Origin of the sequence: Haloarcula sp. NS06 (genome assembly GCF_051122755.1) — an archaeon.
Classification (GTDB): domain Archaea; phylum Halobacteriota; class Halobacteria; order Halobacteriales; family Haloarculaceae; genus Haloarcula.
Window position 1 is genome coordinate 2,830,971 of sequence record NZ_CP184844.1, and the last position, 25,237, is coordinate 2,856,207.

At 60.7% G+C, this 25,237-nt stretch carries 25 protein-coding genes and 2 pseudogenes; 7 read left to right on the plus strand and 20 right to left on the minus strand.

All coding sequences use genetic code 11. From position 1 onward, the window contains the following. Positions 1–22: 22 nt before the first annotated feature. From ACODNH_RS18490 to glmS, 4 genes are all read right to left on the minus strand, one after another. Positions 23–655: a YIP1 family protein gene (locus ACODNH_RS18490; RefSeq protein ID WP_306706826.1), complete on the minus strand. Its 633-nt coding sequence runs from the start codon at positions 653–655 to the stop codon at positions 23–25. A 152-nt stretch (positions 656–807) separates the two neighbouring features. Continuing rightward, a complete protein-coding gene (locus ACODNH_RS18495) occupies positions 808–1,386 on the minus strand; it encodes an NADPH-dependent FMN reductase (RefSeq protein WP_306706828.1) in 579 nt (192 codons plus the stop codon). Between the two features lie 109 nt (positions 1,387–1,495). Next, positions 1,496–1,657, minus strand: a complete 162-nt coding sequence (locus ACODNH_RS18500) for a hypothetical protein (protein ID WP_434530760.1) — start codon at positions 1,655–1,657, stop codon at positions 1,496–1,498. A gap of 136 nt (positions 1,658–1,793) precedes the next feature. Beyond that, positions 1,794–2,240 carry a methylaspartate mutase subunit S gene (gene glmS, locus ACODNH_RS18505; protein WP_101350135.1) on the minus strand — a complete coding sequence of 149 codons (447 nt, stop codon included), beginning with the start codon at positions 2,238–2,240 and terminating at the stop codon, positions 1,794–1,796. Positions 2,241–2,488: 248 nt separating this feature from the next. On the opposite strand from glmS, the gene ACODNH_RS18510 reads away from it, so the two are divergent. After that, positions 2,489–3,028 (plus strand): GNAT family N-acetyltransferase, encoded by a 540-nt coding sequence (locus tag ACODNH_RS18510; protein WP_306706834.1) that lies wholly within the window; start codon positions 2,489–2,491, stop codon positions 3,026–3,028. Positions 3,029–3,070: 42 nt separating this feature from the next. On the opposite strand, the pseudogene ACODNH_RS18515 reads toward ACODNH_RS18510, so the two are convergent. The 7 genes and pseudogenes from ACODNH_RS18515 to ACODNH_RS18545 form a co-directional block, all read right to left on the minus strand. Continuing rightward, positions 3,071–3,190 (minus strand): annotated as a pseudogene (locus ACODNH_RS18515) (A/G-specific adenine glycosylase); the annotation flags it as partial. 129 nt (positions 3,191–3,319) lie between these two features. After that, positions 3,320–3,655 (minus strand): hypothetical protein, encoded by a 336-nt coding sequence (locus tag ACODNH_RS18520; protein ID WP_306706835.1) that lies wholly within the window; start codon positions 3,653–3,655, stop codon positions 3,320–3,322. A 2-nt stretch (positions 3,656–3,657) separates the two neighbouring features. After that, positions 3,658–3,837 carry a hypothetical protein gene (locus tag ACODNH_RS18525; RefSeq protein ID WP_306706837.1) on the minus strand — a complete coding sequence of 60 codons (180 nt, stop codon included), beginning with the start codon at positions 3,835–3,837 and terminating at the stop codon, positions 3,658–3,660. After that, positions 3,837–3,962, minus strand: a complete 126-nt coding sequence (locus ACODNH_RS18530) for a DUF7557 family protein (RefSeq protein ID WP_306706839.1) — start codon at positions 3,960–3,962, stop codon at positions 3,837–3,839. Before ACODNH_RS18530 ends, ACODNH_RS18525 begins: the two co-directional genes overlap by 1 nt. A 218-nt stretch (positions 3,963–4,180) precedes the next feature. Continuing rightward, complete coding sequence (locus ACODNH_RS18535) at positions 4,181–5,599, minus strand: hypothetical protein (RefSeq protein WP_306706841.1); 1,419 nt, start codon at positions 5,597–5,599, stop codon at positions 4,181–4,183. Positions 5,600–6,119: 520 nt separating this feature from the next. Continuing rightward, on the minus strand, positions 6,120–7,055 hold the full coding sequence (locus ACODNH_RS18540; protein ID WP_306706844.1) for an A/G-specific adenine glycosylase: 936 nt from the start codon (positions 7,053–7,055) through the stop codon (positions 6,120–6,122). A gap of 47 nt (positions 7,056–7,102) precedes the next feature. Continuing rightward, positions 7,103–8,958: pseudogene (locus tag ACODNH_RS18545) on the minus strand (sensor histidine kinase). Positions 8,959–9,116: 158 nt separating this feature from the next. Here ACODNH_RS18545 and ACODNH_RS18550 point away from each other — a divergent pair. Both ACODNH_RS18550 and ACODNH_RS18555 read left to right on the plus strand, forming a co-directional pair. Beyond that, complete coding sequence (locus tag ACODNH_RS18550; RefSeq protein WP_306706848.1) at positions 9,117–9,443, plus strand: hypothetical protein; 327 nt, start codon at positions 9,117–9,119, stop codon at positions 9,441–9,443. Between the two features lie 402 nt (positions 9,444–9,845). Continuing rightward, positions 9,846–11,903, plus strand: coding sequence for a sensor histidine kinase (locus ACODNH_RS18555; RefSeq protein ID WP_306706850.1), 2,058 nt, complete (start codon positions 9,846–9,848; stop codon positions 11,901–11,903). A 159-nt stretch (positions 11,904–12,062) separates the two neighbouring features. Here ACODNH_RS18555 and ACODNH_RS18560 read toward each other — a convergent pair whose 3' ends face one another. Together ACODNH_RS18560 and ACODNH_RS18565 are read right to left on the minus strand one after the other, a co-directional pair. Further along, positions 12,063–12,338, minus strand: coding sequence for a PadR family transcriptional regulator (locus ACODNH_RS18560; RefSeq protein ID WP_004518082.1), 276 nt, complete (start codon positions 12,336–12,338; stop codon positions 12,063–12,065). 723 nt (positions 12,339–13,061) lie between these two features. Next, on the minus strand, positions 13,062–13,208 hold the full coding sequence (locus ACODNH_RS18565) for a hypothetical protein (RefSeq protein ID WP_195156665.1): 147 nt from the start codon (positions 13,206–13,208) through the stop codon (positions 13,062–13,064). Positions 13,209–13,267: 59 nt separating this feature from the next. Between ACODNH_RS18565 and ACODNH_RS18570 the strand changes: the two genes are divergently transcribed. Beyond that, positions 13,268–13,987: a DUF7117 family protein gene (locus ACODNH_RS18570; RefSeq protein WP_434530761.1), complete on the plus strand. Its 720-nt coding sequence runs from the start codon at positions 13,268–13,270 to the stop codon at positions 13,985–13,987. A 4-nt stretch (positions 13,988–13,991) separates the two neighbouring features. Here ACODNH_RS18570 and ACODNH_RS18575 read toward each other — a convergent pair whose 3' ends face one another. The 4 genes from ACODNH_RS18575 to glyA form a co-directional block, all read right to left on the minus strand. Beyond that, positions 13,992–14,474: an NUDIX hydrolase gene (locus tag ACODNH_RS18575; protein ID WP_306706857.1), complete on the minus strand. Its 483-nt coding sequence runs from the start codon at positions 14,472–14,474 to the stop codon at positions 13,992–13,994. Beyond that, positions 14,475–15,368 carry a bifunctional methylenetetrahydrofolate dehydrogenase/methenyltetrahydrofolate cyclohydrolase gene (locus tag ACODNH_RS18580; protein ID WP_306706859.1) on the minus strand — a complete coding sequence of 298 codons (894 nt, stop codon included), beginning with the start codon at positions 15,366–15,368 and terminating at the stop codon, positions 14,475–14,477. A 69-nt stretch (positions 15,369–15,437) separates the two neighbouring features. Continuing rightward, the gene (locus ACODNH_RS18585; RefSeq protein ID WP_434530762.1) at positions 15,438–16,022 is read right to left on the minus strand and encodes a hypothetical protein; all 585 of its coding nucleotides are present in this window, start codon (positions 16,020–16,022) and stop codon (positions 15,438–15,440) included. Between the two features lie 81 nt (positions 16,023–16,103). Next, positions 16,104–17,351: a serine hydroxymethyltransferase gene (glyA, locus tag ACODNH_RS18590; protein WP_434530763.1), complete on the minus strand. Its 1,248-nt coding sequence runs from the start codon at positions 17,349–17,351 to the stop codon at positions 16,104–16,106. Between the two features lie 150 nt (positions 17,352–17,501). On the opposite strand from glyA, the gene ACODNH_RS18595 reads away from it, so the two are divergent. The 3 genes from ACODNH_RS18595 to ACODNH_RS18605 all read left to right on the plus strand — a co-directional run bounded on the left by ACODNH_RS18595 (position 17,502) and on the right by ACODNH_RS18605 (position 22,525). Next, positions 17,502–19,589, plus strand: a complete 2,088-nt coding sequence (locus ACODNH_RS18595) for a hypothetical protein (protein WP_434530764.1) — start codon at positions 17,502–17,504, stop codon at positions 19,587–19,589. A 376-nt stretch (positions 19,590–19,965) separates the two neighbouring features. Next, on the plus strand, positions 19,966–20,784 hold the full coding sequence (gene tbsP, locus ACODNH_RS18600) for a transcriptional regulator TbsP (protein WP_306706868.1): 819 nt from the start codon (positions 19,966–19,968) through the stop codon (positions 20,782–20,784). A 31-nt stretch (positions 20,785–20,815) separates the two neighbouring features. Then, on the plus strand, positions 20,816–22,525 hold the full coding sequence (locus tag ACODNH_RS18605) for a YcaO-like family protein (RefSeq protein WP_434530765.1): 1,710 nt from the start codon (positions 20,816–20,818) through the stop codon (positions 22,523–22,525). A 21-nt stretch (positions 22,526–22,546) separates the two neighbouring features. On the opposite strand, the gene ACODNH_RS18610 is transcribed toward ACODNH_RS18605, so the two are convergent. The 3 genes from ACODNH_RS18610 to ACODNH_RS18620 all read right to left on the minus strand — a co-directional run bounded on the left by ACODNH_RS18610 (position 22,547) and on the right by ACODNH_RS18620 (position 24,903). Next, complete coding sequence (locus tag ACODNH_RS18610; RefSeq protein ID WP_434530766.1) at positions 22,547–23,695, minus strand: DUF63 family protein; 1,149 nt, start codon at positions 23,693–23,695, stop codon at positions 22,547–22,549. Between the two features lie 95 nt (positions 23,696–23,790). After that, positions 23,791–24,630 (minus strand): inositol monophosphatase family protein, encoded by an 840-nt coding sequence (locus ACODNH_RS18615; RefSeq protein WP_434530767.1) that lies wholly within the window; start codon positions 24,628–24,630, stop codon positions 23,791–23,793. Between the two features lie 72 nt (positions 24,631–24,702). Then, positions 24,703–24,903 carry a hypothetical protein gene (locus ACODNH_RS18620; protein WP_434530768.1) on the minus strand — a complete coding sequence of 67 codons (201 nt, stop codon included), beginning with the start codon at positions 24,901–24,903 and terminating at the stop codon, positions 24,703–24,705. Between the last annotated feature and the right edge of the window lie 334 nt (positions 24,904–25,237).

Consider the following 25,237-nt stretch of genomic DNA (forward strand, 5'->3'; position numbering starts at 1 on the left):
CGGAAACGCATGCCGACGGACCCTAAAACCCGTAGTTAGCGGCCAGCACCGAGAGGGCCTGGAAGCCGCGGAAGCCGTAGCCGAAGATAATTGCGGCAGGGATGGCCCCGACGATCGCGGCCACTGGGAGTCTAACGTTGTGGACGACAGCGGTCCCAATCAGGTACAGCCCCGCGCCCCAGGCGGTGACGAGCACCCGGACCTCTGCGCTCGGCAGACCCGCCAGCAGACAAGGGGCCATCGCGTAGCACATCACCTGCACGGTCTCGCTGACGCCACCGCGGTCCGACGCGACGGGGAGCAACAGCAGTGTCTGCAACGCCGCCGTTAGATGCACCGTTGCCGGCGTGACGAACACAAGAATGGCAAACAGTGCCAGTACCGCAACGCCTGGCGAGAACCCGCCGATGGCGGGATAATCAAACGGCCCCGTAGACAGGAGTCCCCGTTGGGCCAGTTTGACGACGGCGTAACGGCTCACTTCCTCGAAGAGGACGACCATCGCCGCGAACACCAGCCCCGGGGCCTGATCACCCGGTCCGACGCCGGTGCGGAAGAACCGCCGCGGACGCCGCAGTATCTCGACCCACGCGCGAACAAGCGCGGTTGGCCCCCGGTCCCGGCCACCGGTCGGATTCTCGACCCACTGAGTCACGCCGGGAACTTGGGCGCGGGCCGGTTTGACCGTTTCCTTCTCTCGGCCAGTGGCCCCTTCCAGCACAGACACGCATAGCGGTCTACGCGGCTAATCATCTGCTCCTTCGAATCAGTCGCTCACGGCTCGGACACCCACGGCGGTCCTCACGGCTAATCATCTGCTCCGACGTTCTCCGCACTCTCGAAACACGCCGGGTCCGGTTCGATGTTCGCGTACTGGACCGCTTCCTCACCGAGCGTCGTCACGCGGTCTTCGATGTCGGCGTCGACTATCTGATCGTCGGCGATATGATCGCTCGCGTTCGGAACTGCAGCCTGGTGTGGGATGACCCAGCAGTTCAGCGCCCGACAGACCGAGCGAAGGTGTTCGAGCGCGGTGATCGGAAAGCCTCCACCGGCAACTGCCAGTAACCCCACAGTTTTGTGTTCGAACTCATCGAAGCCACAGTAGTCGAGTGCGTTCTTCAATACGCCCGAGTACGACCCGTGATACACCGGCGTCCCAAGCAAAATCGAATCAGCCGCGTGGACGCTGTCAGCGAACGCGATGGCGTCGCCTGCCTCACGGTGGTCGGCGTCGAACACCGGCAGGCCAAACTCTTGGAGGTCAAGCAGTTCCGTCGTCGCTCCGGTCTCTTCGGCGGCGGCGAGCGCGCGCTTGATGCCGACTCTGGTGTAACTCTGCTCCCTGAGACTGCCGACGACGCCGACGACGTGTGGTTCGGACATGACGGACCTATGGAGTGGGGCCGGTATATCGGTGGGGGAGACAGAGTGCATCGCTAGTCTCGGTTCCGCTTCCGGATTGTCACGACGACGGCGGTTATCTGGTCGACGCTCAGTTGTCGTGGTACACGTAGAGGAGGTTCGGATACGGGATGTATGCGACGCGTTCCAGCTCGCCACCGCTGACCTCCTTTTTCAGGTGAACGCCGTTCGACCCCTCAACCACGTCGTGGATATTCTTGATTTCGGTGCCGTCACTCAGCTCAGCTGTCATGTGTGACATTACACAGCCTACGCACCCTGGTCGTAAAGCGCCCCGGGCTGTGCGTGGTCGACAATAGCAGTCGCTGAAAGCAGTCCGGATTGCGCATGGTTCGCTGACGTGAGCGGCTGGAAAAGGTGTTCGTGGCTCAGGAGCCGAGCTGGATCTTCTCGGACGAGGCCTCCTCACGGGAGCGGTGGCCGAGGTCGGCTTTAAGTGCCTCGATAGCTTCCTCCGGGTCGGTCTCCGAATCGAAGACCCGGTCGAAGCCGAGCGCTTTGAACGTCTCCCGCGTCTCCTCGAAGGAGTCCTGCCCGACAGCGAGGTTGCCGCCGATGTACGTCGTCACGTCAAGTCCTGCTTCGTTGATCTGCTGCTGGAACCCTTGGCAGTCCTGCTCGGCGTGGCCGTACAGCGACGAAACGAGTATCGCTTCGGCATCATGTTCATCCGCGGCGTCGATGAACTCCGACTGGGACGACTGGACACCGAGGTTGACTACGTTGAACCCTGCCGCTTCGAACGCTCGTTCCAGAATGGTAATCCCAACGACGTGCGCGTCGGAGCCGATGACACCGAGGATGACTGTCCTCATACAAGACGATCAATGGGTGTCACCTACATAAACCTAATGATAAACCATGATATATAGTGAGAGTGATTCACACACAAAGGAGAGGATATTAGCCATGATAGCACAAACGAGCCGATAGACACAGCATCTATGGGACGCGACACGATTCAGCATCCGGCCGAGCCGGCGGGACTGCGCCGCCTATCGCGTCAGTTTACCCGGTGTGGAACTGGCTCGGAACCATCTGTCTGTCCGTCGCCGGGACACACATGACGACTATCCGCCGAGCCTTCGACGCCGACGCCGACGGCATCCGCCGGGTCGCACGGGCAGCATGGCACGACGCCTACGACTCGCTGGACGCCGAAGTCATCGACGAGACGATATCCGACTGGTACGCCGACCCACTGGGCAGCGCGCTCCACGGGTGGGCTGGCGGCGTCCCCGCCAACGACCTCGACGACATTGAGGCGACGCTACTGGTCGCCGAGCAGGACGGCGAAATCGTCGGCTTCACCCAGGGCATCACCATGCATACAATGGGAACGATGCTGCGGCTGTACGTCCATCCGGACCATCACAGTGAGGGTGTCGGGACGGCGCTATACGACCGACTCGAAGACATCTTTCTGGAGCACGACGTCAAGCGGTTCCGCGCGCTCGACCTGGCCTCGAATGACCGGAGCCGAGAGTTCTTCGAGAACCTCGGCTTCGAGCGGACGAATGTTCGCACACTGACTATCGGCGGCGACCCCTACGACGAGGCCGTGTATTCCCGCGAGCTATCGCCCGAGCAAGGCGATGACTAGCATCAGAGCGTCACCTGCGTGTCGTGTTACAATCAGTGGCGGTTACCGCTGTAGGCGCGCGACCGTTTCGCCATCGCTGTCGTCAACATCGACTAGCCCGTCGTCGGTTAAATCCGCAAGCAGCCCGCGGAGCCACTCCCGGCCGTGCTCCCCCTCAGGTGCGTTGCCGAAGGTCGTCACGTGTCGCCGTTCCGTGACGGACAAGGTGGCTATATGCTTCCCGAACAGCGTTCCGGTGTTGGGCGGGGGTCGTCCCCTCGCCGGGGAAGTCCGCCGCCGTCACCATGGACGCTATTCGGTCGTCGCCCGGGGTGTCCACGTCGGCTGTTCCCGGTCGGCGTCGGCGGGGTCGAACTTCCACAGTCCGCCGCGCTCGTACTGAACGCCGGGAAGCCACGGCAGGACCGTCTCAGCCCACGTCCATTCAAACCGGGGTTCTTCCCGATTGGCGACTGTCCGAAGGTTCTTCCCGGCGGCCCCGCTCGTTCCCTGTTCGCGGATATGGGTCAGGACCGCTCGGAACGCCCTACGCCACGCGAGCGACCCCTTCGCCTTCGCCGGGAATTCCACGGCGGACACGGCGTCCTGAACCCATGCGTTCACGTCGGCGTCGTCGGTGACGGACATGGTCACTGTTCACCCCCGCGTTCAGCGACGGCTTTCTGGTACTCGCCGGGGTCGTCAACCGAGGCCGGGTGAACGCCGTTCCGGTCCTTCAGGAACGCCGCCGGGCTGTCGTAGTCCGCCGCCGCGAATTCGACGTAGTCCTCGGCACAGAACGCGGAATGCGCCCGTTCGTCCGGCGTCATCACGCGCTGTCACCCCCGAGAAGTCGGTCTACCGCGTCGTTGTAACTTTCGTCTTTGTTCCGTTCGTCTTCAAGTCGTTCCTTCACGTCCGCGTGAAGTATCACGGTGGTAACTTCGACCGGCATTACAGCCGGACAATTTCCGCCATTAATTAAGACAATCCGTGACGCTGTAACCTTCAACCCCTGCTCTCCCCGAGTTAGCAATACAGGGACTGTGTTCAGTGTTGTCCCTTTCGCTAATGAACCTCGTAATAATGCCCTTCTTGCCCGTAGTTTGAGTCTGGAAAGATCAGGTACCCCCCCGTTTTTCAGATTATATATCAGCCAATCCAAACATCTGGTTAGTTATTAGACATAGTGAATTCGTATATTGCGTAGTCACTGTTTTGATATACCAGTGAGAAATTCGCAGATTGTTGCAGCGAAGGGTGTAGTTCTGGAGATTGCTGCTGATAGCCCAAACCCGTCACCAGCCGTCCCACTGGGACAACAACGTAATCTGTCGAAATCGGCTCCGATGTAGCTAGTTTACGGAGACAATCAGCAGACTTACAAGACTGAATTGTGCGCCGTTGTTCAAGTTCTGTTTGCCGTTCACCATGGTCCCACTCCGCGCCGCGGGGGGCAACAAGAGAACGTCGATCGGAGAGGAGCGGCCACCACTCAGCGAAGTCGTCACCTACCATGAAGCTTGCATTAGACTCGGTATTGGTCTTTGCCCACTCGGCTGCGTCCAAGCCACCACTCCTAATAAACGATGGTGGAGCGTTCGCGCCAACAGCGCCCAAACCAGTCGCAACAGGGACAATCACAAGGCTCAGCACGGCTAAGATGGCTCCGGCTTGTTTCAGTCGCCGCTCGTTGATACCTCTGGCGACCTTGGTGAAGTAGGTCGGGCCGTCTTTGACGAGGAACAGTGCTGCAAGCGTCACGAGTGGGACGATGATGAACCGGGGCCGGGGTGTGAAGTAGGTAGAAAACGCGAGCAAGAGGAGCAAAAATGTACGGCGTTTTATAAGAGCTGTGAGGGTTCCGAATAATCCCAGTGTTACCCAGAACGGTCTATTCGTCCCGCGCCATCCCTCGGTGTAAATTCTGTTGACGGGATTCCAGGTCCATTGAAAGAGTCCGTTCCTAGACCCAGACACGTTCAGGTACATCTCAAGGCCATGGTTGAGGATTGACGGCAGCAACCAGATCGCTGCCACAAGCAGACTGCCAACCGCGATCAACACACCCCACCGAAACGTCCGCACGGTTGGATCAAAGGCGAGAAAAGCCGCAAGGACAGCCAGACAGGACATGAACCCATAGAACGGATGTGTTGAGATCGCCAGACCGGTGAGTAGTGTGGCCACAGCAAGCAGACGGCCCTCCCGGCCGCGAAAGAGCCTAATTGAGATAGCAATAAGCGAGAGATATAAAATATATCCAAGCGTGCGAACCGTGCCGCCAGCGGTCACATGCCAAAAGTACACCGACGGACTCACCGCCAGAGAACTGCCAGCAAGGACGGAGATCAACTTTCCGGAGCCTGAATCGCGGACGTAGGTTAGGACCGCATAGGTTCCCACAAGTGTCGCCACAACATGAAATAGGAGTGGGAGCCACATCGCAGCCGTTAATGGGGAAATGATTTTTGCGACAAGTGCGGCGATGATTGCACCGAAGGGGGGCATCCCCATCCGGACACCGTCAGCCGTGTACAACGGCACTGTTTCGGGATATGTTGGGAAGTTGTTGAGGACAGTATCACCCACTGCGAAATAAAAGCCGCCAGCTAATGCCGGATACGTATGAGAGACGGCGTAATCCGCGATGAGTGCGACCGCGCACAGAAACGGTAATAAATAAACTGCGCAGTTACAATTTAACAGGTCGCTCGGAGAGAGATTCTGAGGAATTCGAAAACGCATATATTTACAATTAAGTGATAAGTTGATCGTGTTCAGTTGATTACGCCATTCGGGAAGTACGGTCTATTGATGTAAGCACCGTGAATACCTTCGGTAGTGAAGAACCGAAGGGTTCGTCTTCTGTGTCTTCAATGATGTTCAGAAATTCACGCCGAATTTCATCATGGGTCTGTAATTCCCCAGACTCGACCCGATAAGTAAGAGATTCGAGTTGGTCGCGCATAGAATATCCTCTAAGCCACCAGACCTTAATCTGTTGGTCGTAAATATATCGGTGTATCGATGGTCCACTTTACCTACGTCGGTTTTACCAGACAATCATTGAAATATGTATTTCTTTTATACCCGGAAGCGGCTGGTGCGTTTACTGTTGAAGCCGGACAATGGTATCACCATCCTGTTCAGCGAGTTCAACCAGCCCGTCATCGGCCAAATCAGATACCAGCCCGTGAAGCCATTCGCGTCCGTTGTCGCCGTCAGGCGCGTAGTCAACGCGGACCTTCGGTCCGAGGTTGTCAAGAGTTAGTTCGTCGTGGTTCCCAAGGGCACGGATAACCCGTCCGCGAAACTGTCGGCGGCTTCCCTCGAAGTCGGGCTGTTCAGGAACGTCTGGGGCGGTGAAGTCGCCTGTCTCGTAGGCGTAACACCATTTGCGCCATGGACAAGATTCTTCCTCACACCGGGGCGTTTTCTGACAGGCGACGCCACCCAGTTCCATGATTGCGTTGTTCCAGACCCGCGACTGCCCTGCTGGCATAAGCGTGCTCGCAGCCGATTCAAATGCCGAGTCGTCGTCTGGCACATCGAAGGCGCGATACAGGACGCGCTTGACGTTCGTATCGACGACAGCGTTCCCATTGTTGAACGCGAAGGAGGCGACAGCGTTGGCGGTGTAAGGGCCGACACCCATCAGTTCGCTGAGGCCGTCCGGGTCGCGGGGCCACTTGCCGTCGTAGTCGTCAATCACCTGACCAGCTGCTTCGTGGAGATACTTCGCCCGGTTGTTGTATCCCAGCGAGTGACTGGTCCAGAAGCCGACCACGTCCGAGCGGTCGGCCGCTGCCAGCGCCGCCGCGGTCGGCCAGCGGTCCAAAAAATCCTCCCAGGCGTCGACGACCCTGTCCAGTTGGGTCTGCTGGCTCATCACCTCGGAAACGAGAATCTCGTACGGGTCTGTCGTCTCTCGCCACGGGTACGAGCGGTGGTCTGCCTCGTACCACTCCACGAGTGCGTCCTGGACAGCCGACGGGTCCGCAGGCACGCCTCCCTCGCGGTCCGTCGCTGTCGACTGGTCGGTCATACCCTCGTTTAGCTCTGTCCTGATTTGTGCGTGGCGGTCGTTACCGCTTAGTCGTCGACCTCGGACCGTCCCCACTCGAACTCGGTCCCGTACCAGTCCGGCTCGTCCTCGCTGAACACGTCCGCGAACACGAACATCGCGCCGTCGGGGTAGGTCGTGTCGATGTACAGTCGCCAGCCGTGGGCCTCCGCGATGGTCTTGACGATAGAGAGGCCGAGCCCGGTTCCGTCCTCACTCGTCGTATGGCCGTACTCGAAGATGTCGTCGACCGCTTCGGTCGGAATCCCCGGCCCGTCGTCGGCAACGTAGAACCCGTGGTCCGTCAGTCCGACCGTGACAGTCACGTCCGGGCCGACGTGGTCGATAGCGTTTCGAAACAGGTTCTCGAGGGCTCGCAAGAGTCGCGCCCGGTCAGCGTCGATGGTTCGACTGCCCGCGACTTCGATGCTGGCGTCCTTGTTGTCGATGTTGTCCCACGCCTCGGTGACGACGGCCTCCAGCGGAACCGGCGCCGTCTCCTCAACGCTCGCGCCCTTTCTTGTCAGCGTCAGCACGTCGTCGATGATGGATTCGATACGGTCGTGTGCGTCTTCGAGTTTCTCGATGTGAGACTGGAGGTCAGCCGACTCCGTCTCCGGGTCCGACAGCCGGGTCGCAAGCAGTTCGACATGCCCTCGGGCGACTGTAAGCGGGTTTCGGAGGTCGTGGCTCAGCGTCGATGCGAATTCGTCCAGCCGCTCGTTCTGGCGTTCGAGTTCATGGCTCGATCGCTCGGCCTCCTTCCGGGCCGCCTGTGCCTGTTGTATCTGACTCCGAAGCGTGTCCCGCATATTTCCGAAGGCGCCGTACAGCCGCCCGAGCTCGTCCTGCCGAGCGGTCGAGATGTCAACACCCAAATCACCCTGTTCCATCGCCTGCGTCCGGCTTCGGAGCTGTCTCAGAGGCCGAACCGTGTGCCGTCCGAAGAGGTACCCTGCGACGCCCAAAGAGACGACTGCCGTCCCGACGACAGCGAGAAATCCCAAGCCAACGAGCCGACTCGTTCCGTACAGCGACTCGCGCTCAGCGCTCGTCACGACCACCCACGACGTGCCGTTGACGGGCGCGTACGCTGCAACACGGTCCCCAGTTTCGATAGTCGTCGTTTGGCCCGCTATTGCGGCCTGAAGGCCGTCTGACTGATGGGCGCGGAACCGTCCTGGCCACCGATAAGCGGGTCCCCGTCCCCGGTGAGCAGTTGCGTCTCGAACCCGTTGCGCCCGTCGTGAAACTGCTCAGCCGGGACCCGGGCAACCAGCACTAGTGCCCCATCGCCATCGGGGACAGGGGTCACGAACGCCATCGAGTGGCCGTCACCATCCGTGTATGCTGTCGATTGCACCACTGTCTCGGTACCGGCGGTGTCATTCGTCGCCGCCAGTACGGGGGACTTCCACGCGGGTTCAACCGCCCACGGCGACCGGCCCTCTGTGTTCGTCTCAGTGCTGGCGACAACCATCTGGGAGTCGTCGACGGTGGAGACGTAGTGGAGCGAACGAATTTGCGACGACTCTGCCGTAGTGAGGTACTGTCTGACATCTGCGGACGTCCCAGTGTCGTACACACCTGCGGCTGCAATAGCAGTAGCCTCCGTCTCGGTGGTCGTCCGCCACTGCTCGATACTGTCGGCGCGATGGGTTGCCGACGTTTCGAGGTCTGTCGCCGCATCGCTGACGATTCGTTCCTGTATCTGCAGGTAGCTGCCGAAGCCGACGGCTGCGAGTACAACGACGATTACTGCCAGCGCGACAGCGAACTTCGCTGTGTAGCTCCGCGCGTACATATCCGGGACGACTGCGTGAAGCCGCTCTAGCAGCCCGTCGGGTTGACTGGACGCTGCTGTCTCGTCCCCACTACCTGTCATTATCTGATCTGAATCCTATGGTAGCTGACCGCTACACATCGTTATGTTCAACCCATGATATAATTTATCATATGTTATACTCGTAGCGATACGTGCTTCGAGGGAGCGTCCCCAGACGAGTCGTAAGGGGTTTCCTCGCGCTCGTCGTCCCCTTTCGTATGAGCCTTGAGGATCTACAGGATGATATCGAAGCGGTGTACGGCGACTTCGACGACGAATTCGAGCTGTCGATTGACCGCGAGACGCGCAACGAACTCGCGATGCTGTCAGTCGCACTCGATCCGGACGACCCGGATGAACTCGTCAGGCGTGCAGTTCATATGCTGTTTCAGTCGACTGTCGACCGCGGGACGCTGGATTTCCACCTCCGATCGAGCTACGACTGCACGTACGACGAGTACCTCTCGGGGATGACCTTCGACCAGATGACCGGGAACGACTTCCCCCAGCAACAGGACAAGGACGACCGGCGCTACCAGTTCTAAATCCAGAACACGGCGCGCGTGGCGAAGGCGCGGTTCGGCCTCGGGCAGTCAACACTGCTTTGAGGCCCAGAAACATCCCGAGCATCCCGCAAGCAGGACGAGACACAATCGTCTGAATCGACTCCGGGGATAGTTGCAAGCGAGTCGACATAGCTCCCACATGTGTGATCAGTTAGCAGTTAGTGATGGGAGACAGACGCTCGTTGCTTCTCATCCAAATATCAGCCAGCGAGACAGGCAGAAGATATGCCCCGTCACTCAGTTGTACACCCGCACGATGTCAGTCTGGTCGTAGGTGAAACAGTTGGATTCCGGCACAGATTGTGCGGATACCGACGCATATATAATCCACCTGATATATACGGGGAGAAGTTATAAAAAACGTCAAAATCATTCTTGGCTGTGGGATTAGCGCCCGGTCTACCGACGTGGATTCTCCTTGGTGCATTCGCGATAAACCTGGGAATCGCTGGAATCGCCGTTCGTCGGCGGAGCGTCCGCGGAGCAGTACCGCTCGCTGCGATAATGGCCTCTGTCGCGCTTTATTCGCTCGGCAACGGTGTTCTGTCTGCAAGCACGACAATGTCGACGTACCGGACTGGTCTCGTTATCAAATACATCGGCGCGGTCGGGCTCGGGCCAACACAGTTCTGGTTCGGGCTGACATACAGCGGCCGGGAATCACTCCTGACCCGCCGACGCTGGGCGCTACTGCTCGCTCCCCCGGTCATCGTATTCGGATTTGTCGTGACTGCACAGTCACACGATCTGATATGGACCCTCGACGGGTTCGTGCAGGGACCGCCGCTCGCGAGTCCGGAGCGTGAGAACGGCCCTGTCTTCTGGTTCAATCTCCTGTACCAGTACACTCTGATCGGGACGACGTACGTCATTGTCGGGCTCTTCGGGCTCAAACGAAGCGGTCGATACCGGACACAGGCGACCTTGATGTTGCTTGGCGGCATTATTCCGATGATTGCGAGCGTGGTGTTCATCTTCGGCAGCGGCCCGATGGGGTCCGCCGACCCGACAGCGTTTTCATTCACCTTTACGGGGATTGTTTTCGCTATTGCGCTCTTTCGCTTTGACCTCCTTGACTTGATGCCCGTCGCGAGACACACGCTCGTCGAGGAGATGTCCGATCCCGTCTTCGTCGTTGATAAAGACGAACGGCTTGTCGATGTAAATGAGGCTGGGGCGGACTTCCTCGATGATGAAGGGGCGGCAATCGGTCGGTCCGCGTCCGAAGTCATGCCGTCCTATGACTCGCTCCCAGACGGCGACGGCAGTGCCGACGCCGATGTCGTCATTGAGGCTGACGGCGGGCCGCACTACTTTGATATTAACCGTACAACGCTCACCGATCAAACTGGCTCAATGATCGGACACCTGCTCATCTACCGTGACGTGACCGATCGACGTATCGCTGAAGAGCGGTTCCAGCGCCTCATCGAGCGGTCTTCGGACATGGTGACAATTCTGGACGAAGACGGGGATTTCACGTACGTCAGCCAGCCAGTCGAGAAGATACTCGGGTACGAACCTGCGGAGTTAGTCGGTGAGAACGCCATCGAATACATCCATCCTGACGACAGGCAAGGCGTTGCTGAGGATTTGGCCAAATACGTTGACGATCACGGCTACTCCGGCACGTACGTAGTGCGATTCCGGGACGCAGCCGATAACTGGCGTTTCATCGAGGCACACGCAACGAATTTGCTTCACGACCCGTTCGTCGAGGGAATCGTTCTGAATTCCCGAGATGTGACCGAACAGCTACAGCGGAAGCAAAAACTGGAACGGCAGAACGAACGACTGGACCAGTTTGCAAGCATTGTTGCGCACGACCTTCGGAATCCACTGAACGTCGCTAGCGGACGACTGAGCCTACTTGAGAGCGATGTCGATGCCGATCACAGCGCGTCGATTGGGACGATTCAGGAGCAACTCGAGCGTATGGAGTCTATCATCGACGACTCGCTCACGTTGGCCCGCTCAGGTGAAACGGTGACTGAGACCGACGAGGGAGACCTCGAACTGATCGCATACGATGCTTGGCAGAGCGTCGAGACTGACGGAGCGACCCTCGTCGTCAAAACGACACTCCAACTCGATGGTGACCGTAATCGACTTCGGACCCTGTTTGAAAACCTGTTCCGGAACAGTGTCGAACACAATGAATCGGCCGATCTGACCGTCAAGGTCGGGTCCGTACCCGACGGGGTCGGGTTCTACGTTGAAGACACCGGGACGGGCATCCCCAGTGAAGAGCGTGACGCCGTCTTCGAGCAGGGATATACCACAAACGAAGAGGGAACAGGATTCGGCCTGGCTATTGTCAGAGACATCGTTCAGGCACACGGGTGGGATATATCCGTCACTGAGGGAGAAAGTGGCGGAGCCAAGTTCGTTGTCGAATGCCACGGGTCTCTCGTGGTGAACCAGCCGGAAACCACCTGACACCAAGCTGTTTCGTCAGCTGTGCGACATGTAAACGACGGCTTGTGTGTCTACGGCGATGACCGCCGTTATCGCACCGTGACCAGCTCCTGTTACTGGCGCTGTACCTGTCACTACCGACGATACGACGGCCTCGGCACAAGCCGCGGTACGACATCTTTAGAGGTCGACGTACTGGTCTTCCCACTCGCGCCGGGCGTCTATCTCACGACGCCCGCGACGCGTGAGCGTATAGAAGTTGGTCCGGCGGTCGCGCTGGCCCTTTTCCACCAGTCCCTTGTCGACAAGTGTGTCGAGGTTCGGATACAGGCGACCGTGATGGATCTCCTTCTCGTAGTACGCTTCGAGTTCCTCCTTGATAGCTAAGCCGTGGGGTTCCTCCCTGCCAGCGATCACGTAGAGAAGATCACGCTGGAATCCTGTCAAGTCGTGCATCGATTCTCCTATGTAATGATTTAGTATCTATACTGTTAAATATATCGGCCCAGAGAACTTGAGGTGGTTTCAGTAGTTTTGGGTCTCGAATTTTCTGTATGTAGGCCCTCAGTCATCGTTTTGTCCATATGGTAACTACAGTCAGTATATAATCATTCTCCGGAAACTGATTGCAGCAGTATTATTTGTCAGTACAGGAGAGAGATGGGCGGACTAGTCCTGTGTGAAATGGGTGATGTAGTTGGCCGCAACGTCACCGCGGCAGAGCACAGACTGATAACCGACACTCTGGAAGACAGATCAGAGGCCACGCTCAACGCAGTGGCCAGAAAGTCACGTTCACACCGGCGTCACAGGTGGCGTTTGAGTTGAAAGTAGAGTGCGGCGAGCCGAGGGCAGCGACGGGACACGCAACAGCGAGCTCAAACTGGTAGTGGTCCGGGAACGCGACAGGCACAGAGTTGTCCATCGAGTACGTTCTATCGTCAGTAATCACTTTCTGGATGTACAGAAATCACTCGTGTCAGGTTGTTTGCAGCGAAGTAAGTGGAAAGCGGTCGCGAAAAACGCGACCGCTTGCCGCCCTGAATTGGTCCCCGCTGACGCTTCGGCCCTCCAAGCGAAGCGTCACTTGGTCGAATGGGGCAGAATAACTTAAAAGTACCGGCCCCGTCCAGCAGATGTTAGTTATCGAATTAGAAGCGAATGTAAGCTGTAACTAACCTAGATGTGCTCCTCCTCAAGCGCCCAGCCAAGTGCTCGCTTGTAGTGGGTGAACATCATACGGACCCGCTCGTGGTCCATCTCCTCGTCGTCTAACTGTTCAGCAAGGAACTCGTACTGCTCGCGGATCTCGTCTTCCGAGCGCATGCGTTAGCGTAGACAGCCCTCACGGAACAATCTTGAGGACAGCCCTCTCAGCATCAGGTATGAAAGTCCGCGGGGAGCGCGAGTGTCAGGACTGTGGCACGCGGTGGCGGTACTACGAAACGGGAAGCATTGCCTGTCCGGACTGTGGCAGCATCCACAGTGTCGGCATCGACGAGCACACCGAACACACCGACACACCGGCCACGCTCGATTTGACGCCGGTGCGGAGTCGAATCGATGCGGATACGACCCGGGAAATCGCCGACACGGCAGCAGAGCACTGTCGGGAATACACGCGCAAGCGAGGGTTCATCGACGCGGGCGAGCTTCGCCCGCTCGACCCGACGTTCGTCGCCGCGGTCGAACTCCAGCATGTTGGCGCACACCTCTCTCGGGAATTGCGCAGCGGCGACCCAGCAGAGCGGTACTTCTACGAACTGCTCGGCGGGGCTGACGACGGCGACCATCCGGCTGTCGAGTCAGTCCCGTCGGCCCTTCGCGTGCCGTACGGGCTGGCGATGGCGGCCGCCGTCGACAGCTATCAGCGGGACGTGCGGACGTATCTGGACGCCAATCCGGACCCTACTGCACGACAGCTCTCCGGGCGGATTCGCGACCATCGAAAGCGGGTCGAAGCGCTGGACGGCGATGTCGACCCCGCAGACGCGAACCGTCTCGTCCATGCGGCGCGGGACCTGGGTTCGTACATCACCGGCGACGAAAGTGCCTTCGTCAGAGCCGAAAACTGGCTCACCGGAATCGAGGACGACACGGTTTAACCGGTCACCGGAGCCGCCGTACAAGCGACTCGTCCAGACAGTTTTCAGGGACTGATTCCCGCCACGTGACGGTCTCTATCGATTCGCCGTCAAGGCCGGGGTCCGACGCGAGCGCCGTTGCATCTGCCGTCCCGCGATAGGTCCCGAAAAAGAACGTCGCCTCGCGGTCGCCGTCGGTTACTGTGACCTCGGTGACGGCAGCCAGTTCATTGACAGCGATAGGCACACCAGTCTCCTCGCGTACTTCGCGGCGCACCGCTTCCTGACGCGTCTCGCCGGTTTCGACGCCGCCGCCCGGGAGCTTCCAGATGTCGTCCTCGTAGACGAACAGCAGACGGTCCGCCGGGTCGGTGACGAGCGCGCCGACTGCCCAGTGGAGCCCGCGGTCGGCACGGCCACGGACGCCGTCTACGCCCGCCGTGTCACTCTCTCTGGTCACTCGGCGGGTGAGCACGTCCCGGTCCGCAAAATCCGCAAGCGTCGGCATTCAGGGGAGGTCGACGTCAATGTCGTGTTGCAGGCCCGTCGCTTTGACCGTATTGTACAGCAACATCGCGCGGGTCATCGGGCCGACACCGCCGGGAACCGGCGTGATCGCGCCGGCGACCTCTTTCGCGCTCTCGTACTCGACATCGCCGACGAGTTCGTACCCCTTCTCGGTGTCGGCGTCGACGCGGTTGATACCCACGTCGATGACCGTCGCGCCCTCCCCAATCATCTCGCCGTCGATCATCTCCGGGACGCCGGCCGCAGCGACGAGGATGTCAGCGTTTCGCGTCCGTTCGGCGAGGTTTTCGGTGCGAGAGTGACACACCGTCGTCGTCGCATTGCCGCCCGGGGCTTTCTGAATGAGGAGGTTCGCCATCGGCTTGCCGACGATGTCCGAGCGGCCGACGACGACGGCGTCCTTGCCCTCAGTGTCCACACCGGCGCTCTCGATGAGTTTCTGGATGCCGTGGGGTGTGCAGGGCTTGTACCGAGCGTCGCCGGCCACGAGTCGGCCGACATTCTCCGGGTGGAAGCCGTCGACGTCCTTCATCGGGTCGATGGCTCGCAGGACCGACCGGTCCTCGACGTGGTCGGGGACGGGCATCTGGACCAGAATACCGTTGACGTCGTCGTCGGCGTTGAGGTCCTCGATGGTGTCGTACAGTTCGGCGGCGTCCGCGTCGGGGTCGATGTCGATGTCGATGGCCTCGATACCGACCTCCTCGCAGTCGTCCTGTTTCATCGAGACGTACGTCTCGCTGGCCGGGTCCTCGGACATCAGCACTGTTGCCAGCGACGGGCGGTGGCCGGCGTCGGCGAGGCGGTCGATGGACGCGACCAGGTCGTCCCGAATCGACTGTGCGACGGCGTTGCCGTCGATAATCTCTGTCATTAGGTACAACGGCGGCGCGGGGCGGTATGAACGTCCCGGATTTCAGTCAGCCGCGACAGGCTGGCACGCTCAGGGACAGTCCGACTCGGCGATTGACTTCCGCCCGGCTCCCTGCTGGATGGCCCGTGTCACGCCGCTCGGGACAGCCACCGTCATCGCCTGCCCGCCGTACTCGTGGGTCTGGTCATGCCCCCGAACCACGACACAGCCCACGTCGTTTGGAACCGTAATCGTCTCCGACCGGGTGAACGGGGCCGTCGAGTGAGCGTGCCGGAGGCCCCGGCGCCCGAGTCGGTCGCCCGCCAGCGTCTCGACTTGCCACCAGTTCGCGTAGCCGTCCTCGCCGTCGTCATCGTGGTAGAGTGTTACGTCGAAGCGGTAGTCGCCGCTCCCCTCGTCCGTGAGTTCGACGCCGACGACGTTGGCCTCCCGCAGGTCGAGCGCCTCGGCATCAGTTGTCTGGCCAGCACTGGCCCGCTCGGCTGTGGCAGTAACAGTATCTGTCTCTGACGCTGTTGTTGTGGGCTCACTCCCGCCACCATCGCTGTGTCCGGTTTCCTCCCCTGACTCGACCTCAAACTGCGTACAGCCGGCGAGTGTTGGCAGGGAGGCACCCAGTGCATAGAGCATCCGGCGTCGGGTTGCGCGGAGCATACCAGACGTGTCGGCTGGAAATGGTAAAAAGTGAGTTGCGGAGTGTGCGGATAGCAGAACCGCAGGCTACAGCTTCTGGCGCTATTCGTACAGCGTGTACTCGTCGGTCATCTCGTCCACGCGATCGCTGACTTCCGTGACGACATCGTCGTCATGGGGCGCGTCGACAACCTTGTAGATGAGGTCTGCGACCTCGCGGCAGGCGTCCTCGTCGAAGCCACGCGTGGTGAGCGCGGGCGTACCGGCGCGGATGCCCGAGGGGTTGAATGCTGAGCGGGTCTCGCCCGGAACGGTGTTGGCGTTGAGGACGATACCAGCTTCCTCCAGCGCTTCCTCGACTTCCTTGCCGGTGGTGTCCGGGTGGGACGGCCGGAGGTCGATGAGGACGAGATGATTGTCCGTGCCGCCGGAGACCAGATCCAGCCCGTGCTCTTTGAGTCGGTCGCCGAGCGCGATGGCGTTGTCGACGGTCTGCTGGGAGTATTGCTCGAACTCGGGAGCCAGCGCCTCACCGAAGCCGACGGCCTTGCCGGCGACGTTGTGCATCAGCGGGCCGCCCTGCGAGCCGGGGAAGACGGCAGCGTCGATGTCGTCGGCGTATTCTTCGTCGCACATAATGATGCCACCGCGGCCGGCGCGGATGGTCTTGTGCGTCGACCCAGTGACGAAGTCGGCGACACCGACCGGCGACTCGTGGACGCCGGCGGCGACGAGACCAGTGATGTGAGCGATGTCTGCGAGGTGGTAGGCGTCGACCGCATCGGCGGCTTCCTGAATCCGCTCGAAGTCGACTTCGCGCGGGTACGCCGAGTAGCCCGAAACGATGATGTCCGGCTCGAACTCCTCTGCATGGTCGTGGAGGCCTTCGTAGTCGATGTAGCCGGTTTCCTCGCCGACCTTGTACTGTTCGACTTCGTACACCTGCCCGGCGAAGTTCGCCGGGTGGCCGTGTGAGAGATGGCCGCCGTGGGTCAGGTCAAGCGAGAGGATCTTGTCGCCGGGTTCGAGGACGCCGAGATAGACGCCCATGTTGGCCTGTGAACCGGAATGTGGCTGGACGTTGACGTGGTCCGCGCCCCACAGCTCCTTTGCGCGGTCGATAGCGAGTTCCTCGACGTCGTCGGCGTACTCACAGCCGCCGTAGTAGCGCTCGCCAGGATAGCCCTCGGCGTACTTGTTCGTCAGTTCGGAGCTCTGTGCCTCCATCACAGCCTCGCTGACGTGGTTCTCACTAGCAATCATCGCCAGTGTGTCGTTCTGCCGGCCTCGTTCGCCTTCCAGGGCGTCTGCGACTGCCGGGTCTGCTTCCCGTACGGTTTCGTAGCTCATGTATCCGAGTCAGGACCGATACGACAATAATCTACCCTTTGACCCACGTATGTGCAATGTTATTATTTACCGTCTGGTGCCGGGGTATGGGGGGTGACGACGTGCTGACAACCGTACGTATATATCAGATGACGTTCTGTATAATCACACATGGTCACCTGGGGGGTGGCAGGCGAGCGGGTGGGCCGGGACGGCGGTGAAACGCTGGACTGGGATGGGGAGACGGTCGACCCGACCGCACTGGTGCACCAATTACACAATCGGGAGAGTACTGACGGCGAACAGCTACCACAACGTGTCGACGATTGTTACCGTGGGTCCGTCACCGAGTTAGCGCTACCGGCGGTTGATGCCACGGTAACCCGCGTTGCTGCTGATGCCGATAGCGAGACGGTTGATTCACCGACAAGGCTTCAGGAAGGGGAGTACCTGTTGACGATGCAGGCCCGCGCTGCGGATAGCGACCGGGACTCACCGCTGGGCGTCGTAGATGACATCCGGATCCACGTCCGCTTCGACGGCCCGGCGTCGCTCCACTCGGCCGGTATTACTACCGTGCTTGGCTTCCAGGAGCCGACGAGCATTACCGTCGGATTCGTCTGGGAAACGAACGCGGAGCGGCCGCATCTGCAGGTCCCCGCGACGCCCGCAGGGCTCGCAACGGCAATCACACATCTGAGCGGGGCTCATCACACGATGCAGCCGTCCCGCTCGCACCCGGAACTCCGCGGGCACCCGCCGATAGTCACGACCGGCGAGACAACCCGCATTCCGGAACCGGTTCGGCAGAACCGTCCCGAGACCGGTATCACGCTCCGTGTTCCAGAGTGCGAGGCGGAACTGCTCGTCAGCGCACCACTGGCGTACTATCTCGGGGCCGAAGTGGTGGTCGAGTCACGGGACGCCGCACTGTTGACGGCCGAAGGCACGTCGGTACAGCTCTCCTTCGACGCATGGCCGTCGCTACAGGCCGGCGTCGCAGCGCTGCTCCGGAAGGTATTCTATCTGGACTGCCAGGTCAGACGCGTCGACCCGGCCGAGAGCGGGCCTCGTATTACGTCCGCCCTCTCACTTGACCCGGACACGATTCGGTCGCTATCGCCGGCTGGACGGCTCGAACGGTACATCGATGTCTCCGATGAGGCCGTGAACTCGATTCTACCTGAGTGGCCCCTTTCGACGTACGTCTCGCCGGAGCCGGAGCGGGTCCGCTATCTGCCCTTCCTGCTTGACCGGCTCAGTCTTATCTACCTGCCGGACAGCTCCCGGCTTGACCAAGATGAGCTTCTCGACAGGACGCTGGCGGATTCGTATCTGAGCCGCGGGTCGGCCGAACGCCCACCGGTCATTGAACCGAACCTGCGTGAGGGGCAGTTGCACTCGTGGCTCGCTCCGGGGAACCCGATAGACGCTTGCAAAACGCCGCCGGAAGCGTACGTGAACCGCTACCGTAGTCAGAACCATGATACCGACAGCCAACAAGTCGCGGTCGTCCTCAACGACGAGGAGATGGCTGACGAACACACAGAAGTCACGGAGATATACCGGGCAGCGGACCTCCCGATGGACGTGCGGGTCAGCGAACTGCTGTCGGTCAACGAACTGGCCGACGTGTTCCGGCAGCCGACGGAGTTCGTCCACTTCATCGGCCACTGCGATGAGGAGGGACTGCGCTGTCCCGACGGTAATCTGGCGCTGTCGTCGCTGTCAGAATCCCGAACGCAGACGTTCTTCCTGAACGCCTGTGGCTCCTACGATGAAGGGCTTGACCTGGTCAAACAGGGTGCGGTCGCCGGCGCAGTGACACTCACCGACGTGCTGGACAAGCACGCCGCCCTAGTCGGGACCGCCTTCGCGCGCTTGCTCAGTAACGGATTCAGCATCCAGCGAGCGCTGGAACTCGCGCGCCGGCGGATAATGATGTGCAAAGACTACGCGGTTGTCGGCGACGGGACATACTCCATCGTTCCCAATCCGGCACACCCGGCGGTCGTCTGGCTCTCCGAAGGAGAAACCGGGTTCGACGTACAGTGTACGGTTGTATCCCCGGAACGGCCCGGTGAGAGCTACCGCCTGCCATTTGACGACAGCGCCGCGCTAAACGGCGAACAGACGAGCCACTCGCTCGGCGCTACGGAACTGGCCGACGCGCTGGGTCAGACCTCATTGCCCGTCATCTACGACGGGGAGTTCCACTGGTCCGATGATCTGGCCGCCCGCCTCCGGACGGGCTTCTGACGACTCCAAAAATGTAAGACAGGTGGTTTATCCTGAGACGGCTGTCGCCCGTTTCGACACTGGCCAACCGAGCAGTCGTAGTAATACGACACGCCATCGTTTCCTTGCGTACCCAGGTGAAGGTCTGATCTGGTCCTAAGTCGTGGCTTCTGGCGGGAAGGAAACAGTGAGACCAGCCACTGATTCGGCCAGATTTACACAGCGTTGATGAGCAGAACAGATGGTTCAGTCCGTGAGGCAAGCGGCTTCTGCTTAGGATAATTGATCAATATTTTATCGCTGTTCGCTGGTGGGTGTTGTCGGATTGTTGGCGAAATCAACACAGTATGGCCGGTAAAATTAAATATAACAGTACACTATATACTGGCAAGGGACAATGACCGAAAATCTCCTGCAAGACGACGTCGGTTCTATGTTGACCACGGTGTTTGGGGCAACTGACGAGCCGGTGTACGTCGTGAACCCGTCACGACGGACCATTTCTGAGCTTGTATCGACATTAGACGCAGATTCGGGCGCTCCAGAAGTTCGGCTGTTGGCCGACGAGCGGGCACTGAAAGACGTCATGGACGACTTCCTTGTCGCGAGCACCGCGGCCGACCTCATCGACGAGGGCCGGCTCACGATGCGACTGCTTGACGACGTGCCGAACCACTCGGTCGCGGTAACTGTGGATACGGTGTACGCGCTCGTCACGATCAGCGACACGGTCGGCGGTCTCGGGACCGATGACACGGCGTTCGTCGACAACGCCTACGACTACTACGACGCAGCCTGGACGGACGCCGACGAGTATTCACTCCGAACGCCGCCGCTCAACCGCGTCCAGAGAACGCTGGAATCCGATATCGGCCCGGAAACCGCATCGGACTTCAACGATGTTCTCAGCTCTCTGTCGACGGCCCGCGGCGACGGCGACGGCCTCGACGAGGTCACCATCAGTCTGCTCGTGGCCGCACGGAACGGCGAACTCCTGTACGACATCAGCAAATGGGGCGAGGATGTCGGACTGGCGAGCAAGGCGACGTTCTCGCGGACCAAGACGAAACTCGAAGACATGAATCTCATCGACACTGAGAAGGTCCCGATTGACGTGGGTCGACCGCGACTCCGCCTGATGCTCGGTGACGACCGGCTCAAAGACGCCGACCCGGATGAGCTGGCCTCCGTGGCCCAGTCCATCCTCGCCGCGTAGGTTTTTCTCCCTTCACCACGAGGGCTTCGGCATGCGAACTGTCGAAGTCGTCGGGCGTGGACCGGCTGTCGATGCACTTGCCGCGTTTCTCGCTGATATCGACGTTTCAGTAGCACAGCCGTCGACACCGGCGGACAGCAGTGGCGACCTCGTCATCGTCGTCGATACCGTCGGTTCGGAGACGTTTGCGGCATGGCACGACCGGGCGAAAGTCGAAGACAGCCCGTGGGTCGCCGTCGAACTGGGCGGCGTCGGCGGTGTCCCGATTACTGATGCCGCGATCAGCGGATTCGGACCTGAGACGGGTTGTTTCGACTGCCTGCGGGCTCGGGTTGAGGCGACGGTCGATGACACCGAGGAAGTCGCAGAAGCCCCGGCAGCAGCCACGCAACGATTCGCGGGGGCGCTGGCCGGTCGACTGGTGACCCAGTTTCTCGACGGTGACGCTGCCCTCTTCGGGACTGTCACGGAACTCCCACACACCCAGCGGCGGTTCCTGCCTGTCCCGGGCTGTGATTGTGGCGGGACACAGAGCCATACCCTCGGTGACGGTCGACAGACAGCCCCTGACAGCGAGGCGCTATCACGGGCGGAGCTGGGCCTTGACGACCGGGTCGGTATTGCAACGGAGGTCGGCGAAGTCGAATCGTTCCCGGCTCCGTACTACCTGTCGACGCTCGCCGACACCACCGGTTTCAGCGACGTATCGGCCGCCGCCAAGGCCGCCGGTGTCGCCGTCGACTGGGATACAGCATTCATGAAAGCGCTGGGCGAGAACTACGAGCGGTACGCGGCCGGCGTCTATCGAGACGGGAATCTACAGCGCGGGACAGTCGCCGATATTCCGGATGCCGTTACACCTGATGCATTCGTCAGAGACGAGGCCGAGTGGGACAAATCGACGGTGCTCCCCTGGGTTCCTGCCGAAAATCTGCTGACCGACGAACACCGGTCACTTCCTGCCGAGACCGTCCACTATCCGCCGCCGTCGAACGCCGTCAGACCGGCAACGACGACCGGGCTCGGGCTGGGAAACACCGTCACCGAGGCGCTGCTGACCGGGCTGTACGAAGTCATCGAGCGTGACGCCGCAATGCTGTCGTGGTACTCGACGTTCGAGCCGCTCCGGGTGGCCGTCGACGACCACGAGCGATACGAAACGCTCCGGCGGCGGGCGACATCTGAGGGCCTCGACGTGACAGCGCTGTTACTGACACAGGACGTGGACGTGCCAGTCATCACTGTCGCACTGGAACAGGACGGGTGGCCCCGCTTCGCACTCGGGACCGACGCAGATCTGAACCCGGGTGCGGCCGCCGTCGGCGCGCTGGAGGAGGCGCTTCAGAACTGGATGGAACTCGACAGCATGGGTCCCGAGGCAGCCATGGACGCACAGGGCGCTATCGGGCGCTACGCCAAATCGCCCGGTGAGGCGGCCGACTTGGCGGCTGCGGAGACGGCGGTCCCGCTGGACTCGCTTGGCCCTGATGCGGACCTCTCCGGCGAGGAAGAGCTAGAGACGTTGTGTGACCGGGCAGCCGACGCGGGGCTCGCGCCGTACGGGACACGGCTGACGACGCGCGACCTCGAACAGCTCGGGTTCGAGGCGGTCCGGGTCGTCTGTCCGTCGGCACAGCCGCTGTTCTTCGGTGACTCGTTCTTCGGCGAGCGGGCCGAAGCTGTGCCGGCCGACCTCGGCTTCGAATCACGACTCGACCGAGATCATCATCCGTTCCCCTGAGGGCAGACGGCATCAACCGCGTCAGATACCGAACGTCGCCCGCAGCATGTCTCGCGAGCCCGGCCCGAGGCCGACTGCGGTAACGGCGATGAGCAATAGCAGTGCGTACCGCGGGCTGTCGTCGATGAATTCCTGGTTGAACAGCGAGACGACCAGCGAGGCGACGGCGAGCTTGACGATCAGGAACGGCCATGACGTGCCGATAGCGGCCGAGAGGCCGGCCGGCTGGAGCGTCTCGGTAGCCGCGATGATGAACTCGTTGGCCGGGTGTTTCGGGTAGTACGTCAGCGGTACATTGAGTGCGTTGAGCCAGTCGGCCAGCAGGACGTTCGCGACACCGTCGATGGCGTGGCCCCAGATGACCAGCAGACCGATATAGCCAGTGCCGTCGTTCATCGCCGGGCGGTAAGATTCAAATAGCCGGTACAGCCCGTAGGACAGCGCTGACGCCAGTGCGACAGTCGTGATGAGGACTGACGGGTACAGCGTTGCGTACTCACGGGTGAGGGCGACAAACGTGAGATACAGGAGCGTCACAGCGACAAAGGCCCCGCCGATAGCGCCGGTCGTCCGGTAGTAGCTGTCGACGACCCCACGCCGTTCGAGGTCCACGCAGACGACGAGGACGAGCAGCGTCAGCAAGAACACGGTACCGTAAATCACGGGGCTGATGATGAGCGAGCTGAGCGGGTACTCGACGATAGGTGTGACTCCGGCGTCGACCGCGCGGTCAGTTGCGTCCTCGACGGTCCGCAACGCACCGCCGAGCAACATGAACGGCACAAACGCGAAGTAGAGCTTCGGGTCTTCGGCGATGTCCAGTCGCTCGAGGAGAAAGTAGACGCCGACGAGCATATACACCAGAATCAACATATACCCGATTTCAGAGACGATAGTGTATCCCGGTTCGGCGATGAGCCGTCCCTCCTGGATGGCCGCCGCACAGCCATCGTACAGTGGTTGTGGGCCGGATGCAGTCATTTCGGCACAGCTGGCCGACTTGGCGTCGGCATACACTGGCCCCCAGAAGTACTGCCAGAGGAACCGATCCCAGACGGCCTGTGGAGCGGCCGTAACAGCGCCGACCGCGACGAGGAGGACTGCAACGAAAGAGCCCACCCAGAGCTGGCCGGGCCCGTACTCATCGACGGCTCGCTCGAACGTATCCATGGCCGAGTGACCGGTGGCAGGCGGTTTTAGCGTTCCGGTCCCGTGTGCGTGGCGCGGAGTTCCGCGTGGTACTGAACTGCGTGGCGAAAGTGTGTTCAGTCCTGCCTGAGCGCTTCGTTGCCGGCCGTCACGAAGGCCTCGTGTGCCTCACCGTTGGAGGCGACGACAGAATCACTGTCGTGGGTCCAGGGCTCACCATTGAGGTCAGTAACCGTGCCGCCAGCCTGTCGAACCATATGGACGCCGGCGAGCGTATCCCAGGGAGCCATCGAGCGCGTGCAAACGAGTCCCTCAAGCGCCCCGTCAGCAACGTGGGCCAGCGTTGCCTGGAACGAACCCAGGCGCCGGATGTCGCCGAAGCGGTCACCGACAGCGCTACACAGCCGACCGAACTCGTCCCGGTCATCACGGTCCCACCAGCCGACGGGGGCCACGGCAAAGGTCTCCGGGTCGGTTCGTCCGCTCACGGAAAGTTCAGTCCCGTCTCGCGTCACGCTTTCGGGGCCGGCGGCGTAGAGGTCACCGTACGAGGGGAGATAGGTCACCGATGCGACCGATTCGCAGTCGACAACGGCGCTAACGGACGTCCCCCACAAGCGCATTCCGCGGACGTAGTTCGCCGTCCCGTCGATCGGGTCGATGACCCACACGGAGCCACTGTCAGGGACGCTATCGACCCCTTCGACATCGCGGTCGACCTCTGGGCCGGCCAGCGTCGAGAGGTCCTCCTCACAGAGGAACCTGTCACCAGGGAACTCCGCTCGAATCGTTGTGACGACCTGCCGCTGGGCGTCGCGGTCTGTTTCCGTGACGAGGTCGTTCTTGTTTGCCTTTGACTCGACGCTGAGGTCGCCCCGGAACTGCTCGCGGGCCACGACACCGCCGGCACGGGCCGCTCGCTCGGCAACCGCCGCCCGGTGGCTTGCATCTGTCATATCTGATGCTGGACCGCCCGTGTTCAAACCATCTCGCCTTCCAGCAAAACAGGGCCGACAGCCGGCGATGGGTTACTCCTCTTCGACAGCCTCGTCAACAGCATCGAGAATGGATTCAGCGATGTCCCGTGCCTCATTGGGCGTGTACAGGACCTGATTCCCTAGCGACTGTTCGATACGGACGTAGCCGTCATCGTCCTCGATGGAGAAAAACGCCGTATTCTCCAGCGGTGGCACGGGCAGGCTGGCCCCCTCGGACTGGTCTGTAGCCATGTTACTGATTAGCACATAGAACAGCTTAAATCTACGGCTCGGGACGACAGTGCTCGCCCAGTTACAAATATTAATAATTGGGCCGCAACGACTTATACTCGTCTTGGATATGTACATATATGGCATCGATACGTGGGGCACTTCAGTTCAGCAAGGACATCTCAGTTATCATGCTTTTAGGAGGCGTGTACGTCCTTGGACTAAGCGTCACAACGCTGGTCAGTGCATTGGAGGACCGACTGCCACGGCTACACGCTGCTGGTGGCGAGATACGGAGTCGACTTCGCCGCCCGGTGTAAGCCGCTCGGCAATTATGAAGCCCTAGAGTCGTCGA